The sequence below is a fragment of the Acinetobacter sp. AND/436 genome (genome assembly GCF_049546925.1).
GTDB lineage: Bacteria > Pseudomonadota > Gammaproteobacteria > Pseudomonadales > Moraxellaceae > Acinetobacter > Acinetobacter indicus.
Genome location: NZ_JBMXBO010000003.1, coordinates 206,437 through 219,811, shown reverse-complemented (window position 1 = coordinate 219,811; position 13,375 = coordinate 206,437). Strand labels below are relative to the sequence as shown.

General features: G+C 42.2%; 24 protein-coding genes and 1 tRNA gene. 24 read left to right on the top strand and 1 reads right to left on the bottom strand.

Annotation, left to right across the window (positions count from 1 at the left end):
- Positions 1-73: 73 nt before the first annotated feature.
- Positions 74-757: a S24 family peptidase gene (locus tag ACPEPR_RS04235; protein WP_423561993.1), complete on the bottom strand. Its 684-nt coding sequence runs from the start codon at positions 755-757 to the stop codon at positions 74-76.
- Positions 758-880: 123 nt separating this feature from the next.
- Between ACPEPR_RS04235 and ACPEPR_RS04230 the strand changes: the two genes are divergently transcribed.
- The 24 genes from ACPEPR_RS04230 (at position 881) to ACPEPR_RS04115 (ending at position 13,337) form a co-directional block, all read left to right on the top strand.
- Entirely contained in the window at positions 881-1,081 is a 201-nt protein-coding gene (locus ACPEPR_RS04230) for a hypothetical protein (protein WP_423561992.1), read from the top strand.
- Positions 1,078-1,407, top strand: coding sequence for a hypothetical protein (locus ACPEPR_RS04225; protein WP_423561991.1), 330 nt, complete (start codon positions 1,078-1,080; stop codon positions 1,405-1,407). Before ACPEPR_RS04230 ends, ACPEPR_RS04225 begins: the two co-directional genes overlap by 4 nt.
- A 2-nt stretch (positions 1,408-1,409) precedes the next feature.
- Complete coding sequence (locus tag ACPEPR_RS04220) at positions 1,410-2,153, top strand: KilA-N domain-containing protein (RefSeq protein WP_423562019.1); 744 nt, start codon at positions 1,410-1,412, stop codon at positions 2,151-2,153.
- Positions 2,150-2,320 (top strand): hypothetical protein, encoded by a 171-nt coding sequence (locus ACPEPR_RS04215; RefSeq protein WP_423561990.1) that lies wholly within the window; start codon positions 2,150-2,152, stop codon positions 2,318-2,320. The genes ACPEPR_RS04220 and ACPEPR_RS04215 overlap by 4 nt, the downstream gene beginning before the upstream one ends.
- Positions 2,313-3,044: a replication protein gene (locus tag ACPEPR_RS04210; protein ID WP_423561989.1), complete on the top strand. Its 732-nt coding sequence runs from the start codon at positions 2,313-2,315 to the stop codon at positions 3,042-3,044. The genes ACPEPR_RS04215 and ACPEPR_RS04210 overlap by 8 nt, the downstream gene beginning before the upstream one ends.
- On the top strand, positions 3,044-4,363 hold the full coding sequence (locus tag ACPEPR_RS04205) for a replicative DNA helicase (RefSeq protein WP_423561988.1): 1,320 nt from the start codon (positions 3,044-3,046) through the stop codon (positions 4,361-4,363). Before ACPEPR_RS04210 ends, ACPEPR_RS04205 begins: the two co-directional genes overlap by 1 nt.
- On the top strand, positions 4,360-4,554 hold the full coding sequence (locus tag ACPEPR_RS04200; protein ID WP_423561987.1) for a hypothetical protein: 195 nt from the start codon (positions 4,360-4,362) through the stop codon (positions 4,552-4,554). The genes ACPEPR_RS04205 and ACPEPR_RS04200 overlap by 4 nt, the downstream gene beginning before the upstream one ends.
- Positions 4,551-5,027, top strand: a complete 477-nt coding sequence (locus ACPEPR_RS04195; protein WP_423561986.1) for a hypothetical protein — start codon at positions 4,551-4,553, stop codon at positions 5,025-5,027. The genes ACPEPR_RS04200 and ACPEPR_RS04195 overlap by 4 nt, the downstream gene beginning before the upstream one ends.
- On the top strand, positions 5,024-5,605 hold the full coding sequence (locus ACPEPR_RS04190; RefSeq protein WP_423561985.1) for a hypothetical protein: 582 nt from the start codon (positions 5,024-5,026) through the stop codon (positions 5,603-5,605). Before ACPEPR_RS04195 ends, ACPEPR_RS04190 begins: the two co-directional genes overlap by 4 nt.
- Before the next feature lie 322 nt (positions 5,606-5,927).
- Positions 5,928-6,263: a dATP/dGTP diphosphohydrolase domain-containing protein gene (locus tag ACPEPR_RS04185; protein WP_423561984.1), complete on the top strand. Its 336-nt coding sequence runs from the start codon at positions 5,928-5,930 to the stop codon at positions 6,261-6,263.
- Entirely contained in the window at positions 6,256-6,675 is a 420-nt protein-coding gene (locus ACPEPR_RS04180) for a hypothetical protein (RefSeq protein WP_423561983.1), read from the top strand. The genes ACPEPR_RS04185 and ACPEPR_RS04180 overlap by 8 nt, the downstream gene beginning before the upstream one ends.
- 11 nt (positions 6,676-6,686) lie before the next feature.
- Positions 6,687-7,127, top strand: coding sequence for a hypothetical protein (locus ACPEPR_RS04175; protein WP_423561982.1), 441 nt, complete (start codon positions 6,687-6,689; stop codon positions 7,125-7,127).
- 204 nt (positions 7,128-7,331) lie between these two features.
- Positions 7,332-7,408: transfer RNA gene (locus ACPEPR_RS04170), tRNA-Arg, on the top strand.
- Positions 7,409-8,031: 623 nt separating this feature from the next.
- The gene (locus ACPEPR_RS04165) at positions 8,032-8,220 is read left to right on the top strand and encodes a hypothetical protein (protein ID WP_407410729.1); all 189 of its coding nucleotides are present in this window, start codon (positions 8,032-8,034) and stop codon (positions 8,218-8,220) included.
- A complete protein-coding gene (locus ACPEPR_RS04160; RefSeq protein ID WP_423561981.1) occupies positions 8,195-8,467 on the top strand; it encodes a hypothetical protein in 273 nt (90 codons plus the stop codon). Before ACPEPR_RS04165 ends, ACPEPR_RS04160 begins: the two co-directional genes overlap by 26 nt.
- Positions 8,467-8,607, top strand: coding sequence for a hypothetical protein (locus ACPEPR_RS04155; RefSeq protein ID WP_423561980.1), 141 nt, complete (start codon positions 8,467-8,469; stop codon positions 8,605-8,607). Before ACPEPR_RS04160 ends, ACPEPR_RS04155 begins: the two co-directional genes overlap by 1 nt.
- A gap of 9 nt (positions 8,608-8,616) precedes the next feature.
- The gene (locus tag ACPEPR_RS04150) at positions 8,617-9,126 is read left to right on the top strand and encodes a hypothetical protein (protein ID WP_423561979.1); all 510 of its coding nucleotides are present in this window, start codon (positions 8,617-8,619) and stop codon (positions 9,124-9,126) included.
- Positions 9,127-9,185: 59 nt separating this feature from the next.
- Positions 9,186-9,371 (top strand): hypothetical protein, encoded by a 186-nt coding sequence (locus ACPEPR_RS04145; RefSeq protein ID WP_423561978.1) that lies wholly within the window; start codon positions 9,186-9,188, stop codon positions 9,369-9,371.
- A gap of 101 nt (positions 9,372-9,472) precedes the next feature.
- Positions 9,473-9,676 (top strand): hypothetical protein, encoded by a 204-nt coding sequence (locus tag ACPEPR_RS04140; RefSeq protein ID WP_423561977.1) that lies wholly within the window; start codon positions 9,473-9,475, stop codon positions 9,674-9,676.
- Between the two features lie 2 nt (positions 9,677-9,678).
- Entirely contained in the window at positions 9,679-9,972 is a 294-nt protein-coding gene (locus ACPEPR_RS04135) for a hypothetical protein (RefSeq protein ID WP_423561976.1), read from the top strand.
- The gene (locus ACPEPR_RS04130; protein ID WP_423561975.1) at positions 9,896-10,234 is read left to right on the top strand and encodes an HNH endonuclease; all 339 of its coding nucleotides are present in this window, start codon (positions 9,896-9,898) and stop codon (positions 10,232-10,234) included. The genes ACPEPR_RS04135 and ACPEPR_RS04130 overlap by 77 nt, the downstream gene beginning before the upstream one ends.
- Before the next feature lie 88 nt (positions 10,235-10,322).
- A complete protein-coding gene (locus ACPEPR_RS04125; protein WP_423561974.1) occupies positions 10,323-11,087 on the top strand; it encodes an HNH endonuclease in 765 nt (254 codons plus the stop codon).
- A 112-nt stretch (positions 11,088-11,199) separates the two neighbouring features.
- On the top strand, positions 11,200-11,661 hold the full coding sequence (locus ACPEPR_RS04120; protein ID WP_423561973.1) for a terminase small subunit: 462 nt from the start codon (positions 11,200-11,202) through the stop codon (positions 11,659-11,661).
- 8 nt (positions 11,662-11,669) lie between these two features.
- On the top strand, positions 11,670-13,337 hold the full coding sequence (locus ACPEPR_RS04115) for a terminase large subunit (protein WP_423561972.1): 1,668 nt from the start codon (positions 11,670-11,672) through the stop codon (positions 13,335-13,337).
- Positions 13,338-13,375 lie beyond the last annotated feature (38 nt).

The window sequence follows — 13,375 nt, the reverse complement described above, 5'->3', positions numbered from 1 at the left end:
ATAAACAACTGTTTTATATAGACATAAAAAAAGACCGCATAAGCAGTCTTAAAATTTCATTTTGTTTACTTATCTATGGCAGCGAATTTTGCACATTAAATGCATAAGCAATAACTTCAAACTCCTGGTCAATAATTTCTTGCTGCGTCAAAACTTCCTCTTTGTATTCGTCACTATTGGCGCTAACAATCCTTATGCCGCCCATTGGCATTCTGTATAGGTACTTAAACTTAAAAAGACCACCGTGACATATCGCATAAATCTTGCCATCAATAACATTTTTTCTACCTATATCAACATAAACTGTCGCGCCATCATTGATGACTGGTGACATTGAGTTGCCAAATGCTGTTAATGCAAGCGCATTTGCTGGTTCAACACCATAACGCCTTAAAGTTGAGGCGCTTAGTCTTAATTTTCTTGTTTCTGTATTTATGATTTCACCGAGCGAGCCTGAGCCACAAGAAACCAAAACATCTTTATAAAATGGCACCTCAACCTCATCACTATCTAACGGAGTGGAACTATCCCACCCTGCGACACGCGAAACATCGCCACTGGAGCTGTCGCCCACACCACTCAAAATCCAATTTGCAGAACAACCAAACTCAGCAGCAGCTTTTAAAGCCCCAGCTTTTGATACGCCACGCTTTTTCCAATTGGTCAGCGTTTGTGGTGACTCATCAATGCGTCTTGCTATTACTTCCTGACTTAGACCGTTACTTATTTCAAGCAGCCTTTCAAATGATTCATGCATAACAAGCTCCTTTTTTCTTGGTTTTATTATCTCAGCAGTAAACAAATTGTGTTAAACAAATGATTTGACATTAGTAAACACAGCGTTTACCATCTAATACACAAATGTTTATAGGAGAGTGAAATGTCTATCAGCACTGATAAAGACATCATTGTTGCTCTTGGTGGGTCAACAAAAGTTGCTGAGATGCTTGGCTTAAAAAGCAAACAGCGAGTTCAAAACTGGATGACAAGGGGAATTCCTGCGGAAGTGAAGCTCCAGTATCCGCATATCTTCTTGAATCCAAATATCTCAAGCGTAACTCGCAATAAGGATATTGCGTGATGGGAGTAGATGAAATGCAAGAAGCACTAGATTTAGGTTTTCTTGATGTGCATGGGAAAAAGACTGACTCAACATCAGTGCGCATGACACATGAAGCATTGCAGGCGATTGATGCGCTGGCAGCAATGGACGACATAAAGCGTTCAGAGTGGATTCGGGATGCAGCCATTGAGAAGCTCCTGAAGTTCAAGAAACAACATGAGTATCTCAGCAGGGCGTTTGGTAATACCACGAATACGGTGAATACATCGTCCACAAATAAAGAAAGCCCAGTAGCGGTAACTACTGAGCTTGATATTCAAAACCTAGAGGGAAATGAACAGTGAATATGTTATCACAATTTTCACAGAACCAAAAAGCCATTGAAATTGATGGCGCTGTCATTCGTCAAGATCAGTTTGGTCGCTACTGCCTAAATGATTTACACAAGGCAAGTGGTGGTGAACAAAAAAATCAGCCTCGTTACTTTCTTGAAAACAAGCAAACACAAGAACTTGTTCAAGCTTTGACCGATAGCGGAATTCCGCTATCGCCTATTGAGGTTATTCGTGGCGGCTTAGAACAAGGCACATACGTTGTTAAGCAAATTGTTTATGCCTATGCAATGTGGATTAGTGCGGCTTTCAATCTAAAGGTTATTAATACTTTTGATGCTGTTGTGACTCAAAAACACATTCCAGACTTAAACAATCCAGCCCAATTACGCGAATTGCTACTTGGTTATGCAGAGCAAAATATCCAATTGGCTGCTGAAAACCAAACACTCGCAAAAGCCATTGAAAATATTACAGCAACCGAAAACGGTGTGAAGTTTCAGCAGGCTTGCAAAATCCTGAACGTAAAGCAGGCTGACCTTGCTAAATGGCTTCGCGCTAAAGGTTGGGATAGATACATCAATAAATCTCGCGCTTCGACTCATTACAGCCAAGAGCGCGGCTATTGCGAAACAAAATTCGAAGAAGTGGATGGCGTGAAGCCGTCTGGTGAGCCGTACAACTATACAAAAATTGAGTTCTTTATCCTGCCAAAAGGCATGGCTGTACTGGCTAAACATTTTGGTGGTGCAGCATGAACAACATCACCCGCCAATTTATCGACCAATACGACAAAGCGCATCCAGACTTTGAGTCTCGTTATTGCCCAGTAGCCGATCTCTATGACGCTGACCTGGATATGTTTCACATTGAAGAAGTGCAGGATGAGTACGAAGAATTTAAACAAGGGGGAGATTGTGAGTAATTTTATCCCTAACAGCTTCCAATTGCCGAATGCTTTTGTAGATGAGGCAATGAAGAAACTCAGCCCTACAGCAAACCTTTTGTATATCGTGATTGTTCGCAAGACTCGTGGCTGGCAGAAGAACAAGGATGCTATCTCATTAACTCAATTTGAAGCAATTACTGGTCTATCAAGAAAGACAGTAATCAAGGCAATCAATGAGCTAATCGAGTTCGGTTTTGTGAAAGAGTATGCCCAAAAGAACGCTAAAGCAGCCAAGTCTTATGCTCTAAACGATAGTGTATTTTCTACACTAGTAGAATCTCCACTAGTGGAAAATTTACACCATACTAGTGGAGAAATTCCACCAGTTACTAGTGGAAAATTTCCACACACAAAAACAACTATAAAAACAACTAATCAAAAACAAGGGGTGTACTCAGAAGACTTTGAAAAGTTTTGGGAAGCATATCCACGTTGTAAGCGTAAATCAGACAAATCTGGAACATTTAAAACTTTTGAGAAATACAAATCAGTTGTGACTACTGAAACATTGATCAAAATTCTAAATGCTCAAAAACAAGATCACTCCTGGATTAAACAAGATGGTGAATTTATTCCAGCACCAACTACTTGGTTGAACCAAAAGAACTGGGAGAACGATTACTGGACTACTCAGCAGCCAGTATCTAATCAGTCAGCACCAATTCCTCAAAACCTTAAAACAGTGAAGGGAGCTTGGTAATGTCTGATATTCATAACATCGCAATTGAGCAATGTGTTCTTGCTGCATTGATGACAGTTCAAAACTCTTATGAAACTGTGGCAGGGGATTTAACTCAAGACTGTTTCTTCTCAACAAAGCATCAAGAGATTTTTAAAGCCATTTCTGAATTGGCTGATGCTGGAAAGCCTTATGACGCTGTACTGGTTGAGCAAAAGCTAAATCAAAGCAAATCACTGATTGATGCCACTGACTACCTGATGACGATTATGTCTGAAGCACCAGCGAGTTTTTATAACTTGGGTAGCTATGTTTCTGAACTCAACAAATTAAAAACACATCGCAAGGTTGAGGAAATCGGCAAGAAGATTGCCATGATTGCACATGATCTAAATCTTGATGATGTCTTTGCAGAAGCAGAGGGCTTGTTTAGCGGATCAGATAATCAGGATCAGAATCACTTGGGCGCAAGCTTTGAAGATTCAATCAACAGTGCTTTGCAGAAGATGATCGAAAAAGCCGAAGCAATGGCAGTAGGTAAACCATCGGGAGTGAGGTTCAACCTTCCTACTTTGGACCATCTGATTGGCACGGTTCAAAAAGGTCATTTGTGCGTTGTTGGTGGTAGACCAGGTTCAGGTAAATCAACTTTGGCTCAAATGCTGGCACTGGATACTGCAATCAAAAACAAGGGTGTGCTGTTTGTGTCGGCTGAGATGGATAAAGAGACTTTGGCCAATCGAATGATTAGCGCACTTAGCTTTATTCCTTATGACGAATTGCACAACGCCCGCATGTCATCAGGTGTGCTGAAGGACTTCACTGACGCTCAAGTTGCTTATGCGAAATTGCCAATCTGGATCGAACCAAAGCAAAAGCCGACATTAAGCGAAGTTCGTACCTATGTGCGCAAAGCAGAGCGCAGATTTAAGAAGATAGGACTTGGGTGCATCGTTATTGATTACTTGCAACTTCTTCGCAATCCGAGCCAAAGAGACCGCATTCAGGAAGTGGCATCCATCAGCCGTGAACTCAAATCAATGGCGAAAGAGTTTGAATGCCCAGTGATTGCATTGGTGCAGTTGAATCGTGATGCAGACAAAGGCTCACGCCCTAAGAGTTCAGACATTAAAGAATCAGGTCAGATTGAACAGGATGCAGATCAGATTGTTTTATTGCACCCAAAACTTCAATCAGAGGACTTAATGCCGACTGGTGTGACTGAAGTGCTAGTGACTAAAAACCGTCATGGCAAGAAAGGGATTGTACTGGTTCAGGATCAATTGGACGTGTGTCGCTTTACATCGGTACAGGTTGAAGAAGCAGGGGGTGCAGCATGAAAGACCCAAACGACAACAAAACTCAAGACTGGTTAGAAGTGACCATGCCGCTTGAAGTTGCACAGGCGGCACTGGCTGCAATGAACAAAGTTTTTCTGGATTGGGATGTGCTGAATGAGGCGCCACCAGAGTTTTTAAAGCACATGCGGGATTTGGCGTATTACGTGGAGCAAGCAGGGGGTGCAGCATGAGCATTACAAACGAATTATTGGCTCACATGAGCTACACAGCAGCGGTGCAGAAGAACAATTTACGTGAGCAGCTGGACACAGAACTGGCTGAATTTCTGGCCAAAGGTGGAGAAATTAAACGCATCCCAACCGGGCAATCTGGGGAACCGGGTGCAGTGTTTAACAATCGCCTGACAAAACCGAAAAATGCTCAAAAGACCATGCGTGCAGTTATGGCGAGTGCTGTATCAGAAGCCAACAAGAAACGTGCTCGACAAAAAGAGGATCAGGCCGCCTTAGCAGAGATTAAGGCTTTGGATCAGTGGTGCAAAGAACGCAAGGGCCGTGGTAGTGAATTATGCAAGCACATAGGTGTAGCGCGTGGCTTTATCTCACAGATTACAAATCAGGTTAGGCCATGCTCAAAAGAGCGTTATGAGCAAATTAAGTTAGCAATGAAAGCGATTGAGAAGCAGGAGCAGGTGGCAGCATGAAAAAGCGCAATAAGAAATATAACCCGAATAAACCCGCGATTAATCCAGTGCGTAAATTTCAGCTGATTGGTGAAGCGCAAGAAGAAAACAGAATGCTTGAATTGTGGCAACTCATGAATGGGAAAACCGAAAATGATGCACCTGAAATTGCGCATTTATTGAAATTCACAAAGGGCGACTTGGTTATTGCAATGCGTAAAAACCTCATTGATGAACAGCAAAGTTTTCATATTGCTTGTGAAATTCACGCAAAGCATCCAGATGGCACCGCTATCCAATTGGACTATGAGATAGCGATACCAGAGCGCATGACATACAGCCAGTTCTTAGGTGGTGCTGATGTTGAGAGTGGAGAGGAACCAATCTATGTGATGGATAAAGGGATAAAGACTCGCTGGGAGGGTGTAAACAAACTAATGGATGCGTATTTCCATGAAACTGCGGGACCTGGTTTCAAGATTGTAAAGCAGCCCTATGTTGTGACTTGTTTTTCAGCATTCAGGAATCAAGCGTGTTTAAGAGAGTTTAAATGCGTTCAATTGGTGACTCTTGGTAATGGGTTGGGAGTAGCGGCATGAACTTAACAATCGAACAAATGCGGGAAATTGTGGATGGGGCGCCAGGGTGGGCAAGGTGGTGGTGCAAGGACAAGAGACAGTTTCTTGACGTACTCCCATGCTCAAAGTGTATGGCTATTGAATATTTACGCACCGCTCTAGCCAACCACAACAAATGTCAGCATGAGTGGAATGAAACCACAAGCAATGGTGACAAGTATAGATTTTTTGTTTGTAAGCACTGCGATAGTGCGCGCAATTTTATCCCTTTGGATGAGGACATAACGGACTGCGTGACCGACATCCGTAATCACATCAGCCCAACTACAGTGGTGATTGAGAGATGATTGGACAAAAACACGATAAGCAAAAGCCGAGAATGTCATTGCTCCCAAAAGGCGCTCTAAATGCCGTAATTCGCGTTTTAGAGTTTGGGGCTAGTAAGTATCAGATAGATAACTGGAAGCATGTTCCTGACCCTAAGGTGCGATATTACGATGCAATGCAACGCCACATAGATGCATGGTGGCAGGGTGAGCAGAAAGACCCTGAGACTGGAGAGCATCATTTAGCCCATGCAATTTGCTGCGGGATGTTCTTGTGGTGGTTTGATAATCAGCAATCTGGTGTACCTGAAGCGATTTTAGAGGCGCAAGCCCTGCGAGGTGCTAATGACTGACCTGATTATTGGCATCGATCCAGATTTGGAAAAATCAGGGGTGGCTGTCTTAAAAGACGGCTCACTCCGAGTCTGCAATATGAGCTTTTATGACTTATCTCAGTATTTTGAAGTAAACAAGAGTGAAATCAAGAAGGTCGTCATTGAGGCAGGCTGGTTGAACAAGAAATCCAATTTCCGTTTCGGTCACTCTAAGAGCGCAGGAGAGAAGATTGCCAAGAATGTGGGGGAGAACCACGCAACAGGCAAATTGCTCGCAGAAATGGCAAAAGAATGCGGTTTAGCGGTGGTACTGGTTAAGCCGACACGTACAAAGTTGAAAGCAGAAGATTTTAATCGAATTACAGGTTGGCAAGGCAGAACGAATCAAGAGCAACGAGATGCTGCGATGTTGATCATAGGTATGAAGTAAGGGGTGATGGGATGAATGCGATGGTTAAGGCGGAAGTTATGAACTGGGATCGTTTTAGTATTGAGGATTGGCTTAAGCAGTATGGGGCATACATCCAAATATGCCGAATGAAGTCGGGAAATATGCCTGATAATTTGGGAATTAACCAGATTTACTGGCTGATTCTTGAAAATAACAAAGGGGTGGCACCGCGTAAGGATCAGATCATTTGCAAGATTAATGATTTTGAAGCTGAGCAGGTGCGGAAGTTGATTGTGGATTTTAATAAGTCAAGTTTGGTTTGTGCTTCGGCAAAGGTGGCTGTGCAGTTGTTTATTGAGAAGAATGTGAGAGGGATGTCATTAAGTCAGATGGAGAAGGAATTTGCTCTAAGTCGAAGCTCAATTAATAACATGGTGTTTGCAGGAAGTTATTACCTGGTGGGCCATGACAAAAGACTTCGCTTAAAATGATTAAATAACTTGCGTTTAAATGCGGATATGCTATTTTGTGTTATAAGTGACCGAAGTGTAAATATTGCACTTGGTTCTAAAAGAAGCTCGCCAAATGGTGGGCTTTTTTGTTGCCCCGAGAAATGTCCGTGAAAGCAATATCGGGGCGCCTAATGGCGGATTCCCTTTAATCGTAGTGGTTTAAATTGAATGCCGCCATTCCTTGCGCCATTAGCTCAACTGGAAAGAGCATGGGTGTTCTATACCAATGGTTGTGGGTTCGAATCCTACATGGCGTGCCAGATTCTAATTCCGGCGAACTTCATTTAATCAACTATGTAATTTTTCGCCAATGGTTAAATAATAAACTTGTATAAAATAGTGACTTAGACTCTATAGCTGTAGTCTCTTTCCAATTTCTACCTCCTACATCCCTTGGGAGGTATTTTTTTATCTGAAGGAAAGTGATGCTCCGATTCTTAATGTGTTTGTTCGGCCTACATGGTGCGACTGAGATCGATTACACGATTGATGATGAAGAAATCAAAGTATGTCGTGATTGTTTGAAAGAAGTTAAGTAGGCCCACTCATAGGAATGGATCACGTCTTGCTTTTTTTGATTCAATGTAAGTTAAGATTGAGGCCACAACTAACAATGCTCCAATTGCCATGAAATATGAATCCTTTGTATAAATCCCAAGCCCAAAACCAATGACACCTCCAGTAAGTAATAATACGGAGAATATCAATAAAAAAGTGTATTTCATGACTTTCCTCACAATAAATTAATAGTTGATAGAAATTTAAAGCATTATTGTTAATGTTGCATTAACAAATAATTACATTTGCCGAACGTATTACGGCAAACAAAGCCCTGCCACATACTAGCTATTGGCGGGGTTTTCTTTTCTTATTGGTGGTGTTTATGGACACAATAGAAGCAAAACGGAATTTAGAAGTTCTGGAAAAGAACCGCAGCCGATTGATGAATTACAACCATCTGTTTTCAAGCTATGCATTTAAAGAAATGTGCGGTGCTGAACTTCGCAAAGTAAATAAGCAGATCCACGGCATAGAAGAACAATTAAATGCGCAATCCAAAAAGACTCGCTGAGATTCGTAAATTGCCGTGTGTACGTTGCGGTAATCCACATAGCCAGGCTGCTCATTCAAATTCAGCGAAGCATGGTAAGGGCAGATCGATTAAGGCTTCTGACCAGTTCACTATTCCGTTATGCCATTCATGCCATTTCCAGTTCGATACATTCCAATTTGGGACCCGGGCAGAAAGTGAAGCCATGTTTGATCGGTGGTTGGTTAAAACAGAATTGATGATGCGAAAAGGTGGTGAGGTGTTTTGATGGATAAACAAACGCTCATTTCTATTGCTATTGGTTTGACGCTTGGTGTGATGTTGGTACTCATTGCGGAAAACATTCTTTTCGTCATTATCTTGATTCTTTTGATTTGGTTGCTTAAGCAGCTTTTTAAGATGTATTGAGGAGTGGTAATGAAAAACCCTACTCCAAAACTCGAACCTGCATGCTTTGTTATCAAGTCATTTGAAGAAGTAGGTCGTGCTATTGCGTATATGCACAGGCATCATGCGGCAGCGTGTGAAGATGGTAAGCCACTGGTGGTGCGTATAGATCAGAAGCAGGAAGATCGAAGCAAAGCACAGAATAGACTCTATTGGCTCTGGTTATCTCAATGGTCCAAGCGCCAAGGCACCGATAAAGATGCAGAGCATTTATTTTTCAAGAAGCAATTCTTAGCACGTATTTATCATCGTGATGATGTTGGTCAGTATCGAAAGACGTTTGCAGCAGTAAAGGCTTTAAAAGATCAAAAGCACCCGATGTATCAGCAAGTGGCAGATGGATTGAATGAATTGATTAGCACAACGGATGCAACGGTGGACCAGTTCACTGAGTACCTAAATGACATTCATGCATTCTGTAATAAACATGGGTGCTATCTGCATACACCTGATGATTTGATGTGGTGCTATCAAGATTGACGTAATACAAATACTTGAATATTCTCGTTGTTCAAAATAATGAATACTCGGGGGAAATAATGTTAATTCAAGTTGATGATGTTGTTATTAATACAGATCAAATTACATATATCGAAATCAATAGGAATGCGTTCTATTTGGAAATTCGATTTGATGAAGGTCGCTACACAAAAGTTAAATTCCCTCATATGGAAGACTTAAACCGATTCCTTAAGACTATCGGTCGTGAAATTATTTTTGCATAACGCGATGTAAAACAAAGACCTCCTTCGGGAGGTTTTTTATTGGGTGATTTAAATGACTTGTGCAGCATGTGAAGCAAGACGCAAATGGATGAAAGAACAATATGAACGATCAAAAGAAAGAATGCGGTTATGCGTCGAACGACTTAATTCTAAAGCTACTCGAACAGAACAACCAGCTAATAAACCAGGTGGCCCAACTCATCCAAATCAACAATGAACAGAATGCTCAGATCAATGAGCTATTGATTCAGTTGGAAGGTGGTGAGGAAGATGAGCAGCCTAAGTCACAGTATTTGGATGGATGATTATGAGATTAACAGTAGATGAAGCCATAGATCGTGGGCTGCTCAGCAAGGTTAAGGTTAAGCTTGATGGCGAGTACGTCCGGGATGTGGTAGTTGCTGATGAGGAAGAGGGATACATCGAGCGGTTTAAGAAGGTTGATGGCAAGTTTGTGATCAATCGGTGGCGCAAGGATATTGAAACCGAAACCCTGTATGGCAATGTTGTTATAGAGATTAGTGATGAAACTACCCAGACTGCAAAGCAAACTACAGGCGATGACACCGAAGGCACCGAGACCAATCAAGCAGGTCAGTGATTCATGGCGTGATGGCAAGTCGTCCACCCAACGCGGTTATGGTTATAAGTGGCAAAAAGCAAGAGAGCGCTTCTTGTCATTAAATCCACTATGTGTTTACTGCGAGAGAAACAATCGTGTGACTGTGGCAACAGTAGTCGATCACATCATTCCACATAAGGGCGATCAAACAATATTTTGGGATGAAAGTCAGTGGCAATCGCTGTGCGCCTCATGTCACTCATCTGTAAAACAACGTGAAGAAAAACAACAATTTAGATGATATTATGGTATAATTATTGAACAAACAAAAACCCTAAAGACTGGCATCTAAAGGGTTTTCTAATCAAGTTATCTATCAGGAGATAAACATGACTAAAAGCAATTCTAAAGTTTTACCAGAGCTTTGTGAAGTGGATGATTGTCAAGATAAGGCGAGACAGTTCTGCAAAGGTGCTAATGGTATAGCGGTATGCAACAAACACAGCCTTAGATGGGCTAAGTATAGATCCTTTGATCTGCCTGTGAGAGCATCAAAACTTATTGTTTATAAGGTTTGTAGTGTTGCAGGCTGTCTAGGTATGGCAAATAGAATTAAACATGGGGTTTGTGAGAAGCATCACGCTCGAATCAGAAGAAATGGAACGAGCGACACTGTTATCACACATAAGGATAAATACATTCACTCCCAAGGTTATATTCTCCTACATAAACCAGATCATCCGCTTGCAACAAAATTCACAGTGTATGAGCATCGCTACGTTTACTTTGAGAAGTACGGCAACGGACCATTTAATTGTTATATGTGCAACAAGCAGGTTGATTGGTCCAACCTACATATCGATCATTTAAATGACAATAAGACTGACAATAGAATTGAGAACCTTAGACCTGCATGTGCTATCTGCAATCAATCCAGAGGCAGAGATAAGATGACTGACACGCAAAGAAAGCAAGGTCATTTATTGACATTTAACGGTCAAACCAAATGCCTCAGTGAGTGGGCTAGAGAGTTGAAAGTTTCCAAGGGAGCTTTGGACTGGAGGATTAAACAAGGTTGGAGTGTAGATAAGGTTTTACGCCCAAGGCTATCAAAGACTGGGCCTAGAAGCTCGAAGTACATTCAGGATATCTAAGCAAGAGGGTGGGGGGTAAAAGAGTCTTAAAAAATAGGTTGTTTTTCTAGACCACGCGCCCTCTCATTTATAAAAAAATTTCCCATTTCACAAATAAGTTAAAGGAGGGCTTATGGCTTTAACAGCAAAAAAGAAGGCATTTGCCCAATCTAAACATGATGGCGCAGATAACAAGCAAGCCGCTATTTTCGCGGGTTACAGCCCTGAAACGGCCTCACAAGCCGGATCGAGATTAGCCAAAGACCCTGATGTGATTGCACACATTGAAAGACTCAAGATTAACACCGAAGTTAAAGCTGATTCCAAACCAGAACCAAGACCAATTATCACCAAAAAAGATATTGAGACTGCTGGCAGCCGTGCTGACCCGCTAAAGTTTCTGGAAGAAATCTGGACTGATCCAGTTGAAGATATGAAATTGCGAATGGATGCAGCAAAAGCAGCCCTTCCATATTTCCATGGCAAAGTCGCTGAGAAAGGCAAAAAAGAATCTCAAGCAGATGATGCCAAGGCTGCTGCAACTGGCGGTGGTAAATACGCTACTCGATCAGCAAGAAAAGCAAATTACAGTTAGGTTGAAGTATGACATCACTCAATTGGTCCACAGCGTGTCCCGATTGGGAGCAAAAGATTGTAAAAGGGCAGTCACTCATGCCATGCAAGCCACTATTTCCAGAAGAAGCGGAAATGGCATTGGATGTTTTTAAGAGTCTGATTGTGACTGATGTGATTGGCCAGCCAACTATGGGTGAAATTACCCGGCCTTGGGTATTTGAATTCGTGGCCTCAATCTTTGGTGCTTATAGTGAAGATGAGAGTCGGCGCTTAATCCGTGAATTTTTCCTTTTAATTCCAAAGAAGAACTCAAAGTCAACACTGGCAGCATTCATTATGCTGACAGCATTGATCATGAATGACCGCGGATCTGCTGAGTTGATTATTCTCGCGCCCACAAAAGAGGTCGCGGACAATAGTTTTATTCCAATTCGGGATGCAATTAAAGCGGATGAAGAATTAAGCGCATTGCTTAATATTTCAGAGCACACCAAAACAATCACACATCGATCAACCAAGGCCACTCTTAAGGTGGTTGCTGCTGAATCAAATACAGTAGGTGGTAAAAAGGCTTCATGGATTCTGATTGACGAGTTGCACTTGTTTCAAAAGAATGCAGGTGCGGCAAGCATGTTTCGCGAGGCAACGGGTGGTCTGGCATCACGCCCAGAAGGTTGCATTATCTACCTGACAACTCAGGCTAATGAGCAGCCGTGCGGTGTATTTAAGCAAAAATTAGACTATGCCCGTGATGTTCGTGATGGGATTAAACAGAACAATAAGTTTCTACCTCTGATTTACGAGTTCCCAAAGCAGATGATTGAGGATGGTGAGCATCTTAAAAAAGAAAACTTCCACATACCCAATCCAAACTATGGCACCTCGGTTGATCCAGTTCAGCTTGAAGATGACTTTGAGCAGTCACGCGATGGTGAAGAATCGGACTTTCGAGATTTTCTAGCCAAGCGGCTCAATGTTGAAATTGGTATTAATCTTCGTGCTAACCGCTGGGCTGGTGCTGAATATTGGTTGCAGCAATCCAAAGAATTCACCCTGGATAAACTGATTGAACAATCAGACGTTATTACTTGTGGTATCGATGGTGGTGGCCTTGATGACTTGCTGGGCTTCGCTGCACTTGGTAGGCATGCAAAAAGCCGTAAATGGTGGCTCTGGAATCACGCATGGTGCAATAAAACCGCAGTCGAAAGACGCAAAGAGAACGCACCAAAATATGCTGATTATGAAAAAGAAGGCAGCCTGACCATTGTTGAGCGCATTGGTGATGACATTGACCAACTGGCGGCCATTGCAAAGAAATGCTTCGACTCTGGCAAGTTGGACAAAATAGGACTGGACCCACTTGGTCTGGGTGGTCTGTTAGATGGCTTACTGGATGCTGGTATTCCTGAAGACAAGCTTATTGCAGTAGCTCAAGGCTTTAAGTTGATGGGCTATATCCTCACCACAGAACGAAAACTGGCAGAAGGCAATCTTTACCACGCTGGCCAAGACTTGATGACCTGGTGTGTTGGTAATGCGCGTGCAGTCGTGAAAGGTAACGGTATGATGATCAGCAAACAGGAATCAGGTGTTGGGAAGATTGACCCATTGATTGCGACGTTTAACGCAGTGGCTCTGATGTCAATGAACCCAGAGCAGGCCGAAAAAGAATACAACATCTATTTCGTTTAATTTATTCACTTTCCAAAGCTCGCATTACGCGGGCTTTT

What these genes read in the sequence shown, in the direction of transcription:
- ACPEPR_RS04120 (WP_423561973.1), top strand. Translation starts at nt 11,200, where the DNA reads ATGGCTTTAACAGCAAAAAAGAAGGCATTTGCCCAATCTAAACATGAT.
- ACPEPR_RS04195 (WP_423561986.1), top strand. Translation starts at nt 4,551, where the DNA reads ATGAGCATTACAAACGAATTATTGGCTCACATGAGCTACACAGCAGCG.
- ACPEPR_RS04200 (WP_423561987.1), top strand. Translation starts at nt 4,360, where the DNA reads ATGAAAGACCCAAACGACAACAAAACTCAAGACTGGTTAGAAGTGACC.
- ACPEPR_RS04185 (WP_423561984.1), top strand. Translation starts at nt 5,928, where the DNA reads ATGATTGGACAAAAACACGATAAGCAAAAGCCGAGAATGTCATTGCTC.
- ACPEPR_RS04115 (WP_423561972.1), top strand. Translation starts at nt 11,670, where the DNA reads ATGACATCACTCAATTGGTCCACAGCGTGTCCCGATTGGGAGCAAAAG.
- ACPEPR_RS04215 (WP_423561990.1), top strand. Translation starts at nt 2,150, where the DNA reads ATGAACAACATCACCCGCCAATTTATCGACCAATACGACAAAGCGCAT.
- ACPEPR_RS04205 (WP_423561988.1), top strand. Translation starts at nt 3,044, where the DNA reads ATGTCTGATATTCATAACATCGCAATTGAGCAATGTGTTCTTGCTGCA.
- ACPEPR_RS04230 (WP_423561992.1), top strand. Translation starts at nt 881, where the DNA reads ATGTCTATCAGCACTGATAAAGACATCATTGTTGCTCTTGGTGGGTCA.
- ACPEPR_RS04235 (WP_423561993.1), bottom strand. Translation starts at nt 757, where the DNA reads ATGCATGAATCATTTGAAAGGCTGCTTGAAATAAGTAACGGTCTAAGT.
- ACPEPR_RS04140 (WP_423561977.1), top strand. Translation starts at nt 9,473, where the DNA reads ATGAACGATCAAAAGAAAGAATGCGGTTATGCGTCGAACGACTTAATT.
- ACPEPR_RS04125 (WP_423561974.1), top strand. Translation starts at nt 10,323, where the DNA reads ATGACTAAAAGCAATTCTAAAGTTTTACCAGAGCTTTGTGAAGTGGAT.
- ACPEPR_RS04130 (WP_423561975.1), top strand. Translation starts at nt 9,896, where the DNA reads ATGAAACTACCCAGACTGCAAAGCAAACTACAGGCGATGACACCGAAG.
- ACPEPR_RS04190 (WP_423561985.1), top strand. Translation starts at nt 5,024, where the DNA reads ATGAAAAAGCGCAATAAGAAATATAACCCGAATAAACCCGCGATTAAT.
- ACPEPR_RS04175 (WP_423561982.1), top strand. Translation starts at nt 6,687, where the DNA reads ATGAATGCGATGGTTAAGGCGGAAGTTATGAACTGGGATCGTTTTAGT.
- ACPEPR_RS04165 (WP_407410729.1), top strand. Translation starts at nt 8,032, where the DNA reads ATGGACACAATAGAAGCAAAACGGAATTTAGAAGTTCTGGAAAAGAAC.
- ACPEPR_RS04220 (WP_423562019.1), top strand. Translation starts at nt 1,410, where the DNA reads ATGTTATCACAATTTTCACAGAACCAAAAAGCCATTGAAATTGATGGC.
- ACPEPR_RS04145 (WP_423561978.1), top strand. Translation starts at nt 9,186, where the DNA reads ATGTTAATTCAAGTTGATGATGTTGTTATTAATACAGATCAAATTACA.
- ACPEPR_RS04150 (WP_423561979.1), top strand. Translation starts at nt 8,617, where the DNA reads ATGAAAAACCCTACTCCAAAACTCGAACCTGCATGCTTTGTTATCAAG.
- ACPEPR_RS04135 (WP_423561976.1), top strand. Translation starts at nt 9,679, where the DNA reads ATGAGATTAACAGTAGATGAAGCCATAGATCGTGGGCTGCTCAGCAAG.
- ACPEPR_RS04155 (WP_423561980.1), top strand. Translation starts at nt 8,467, where the DNA reads ATGGATAAACAAACGCTCATTTCTATTGCTATTGGTTTGACGCTTGGT.
- ACPEPR_RS04180 (WP_423561983.1), top strand. Translation starts at nt 6,256, where the DNA reads ATGACTGACCTGATTATTGGCATCGATCCAGATTTGGAAAAATCAGGG.
- ACPEPR_RS04160 (WP_423561981.1), top strand. Translation starts at nt 8,195, where the DNA reads ATGCGCAATCCAAAAAGACTCGCTGAGATTCGTAAATTGCCGTGTGTA.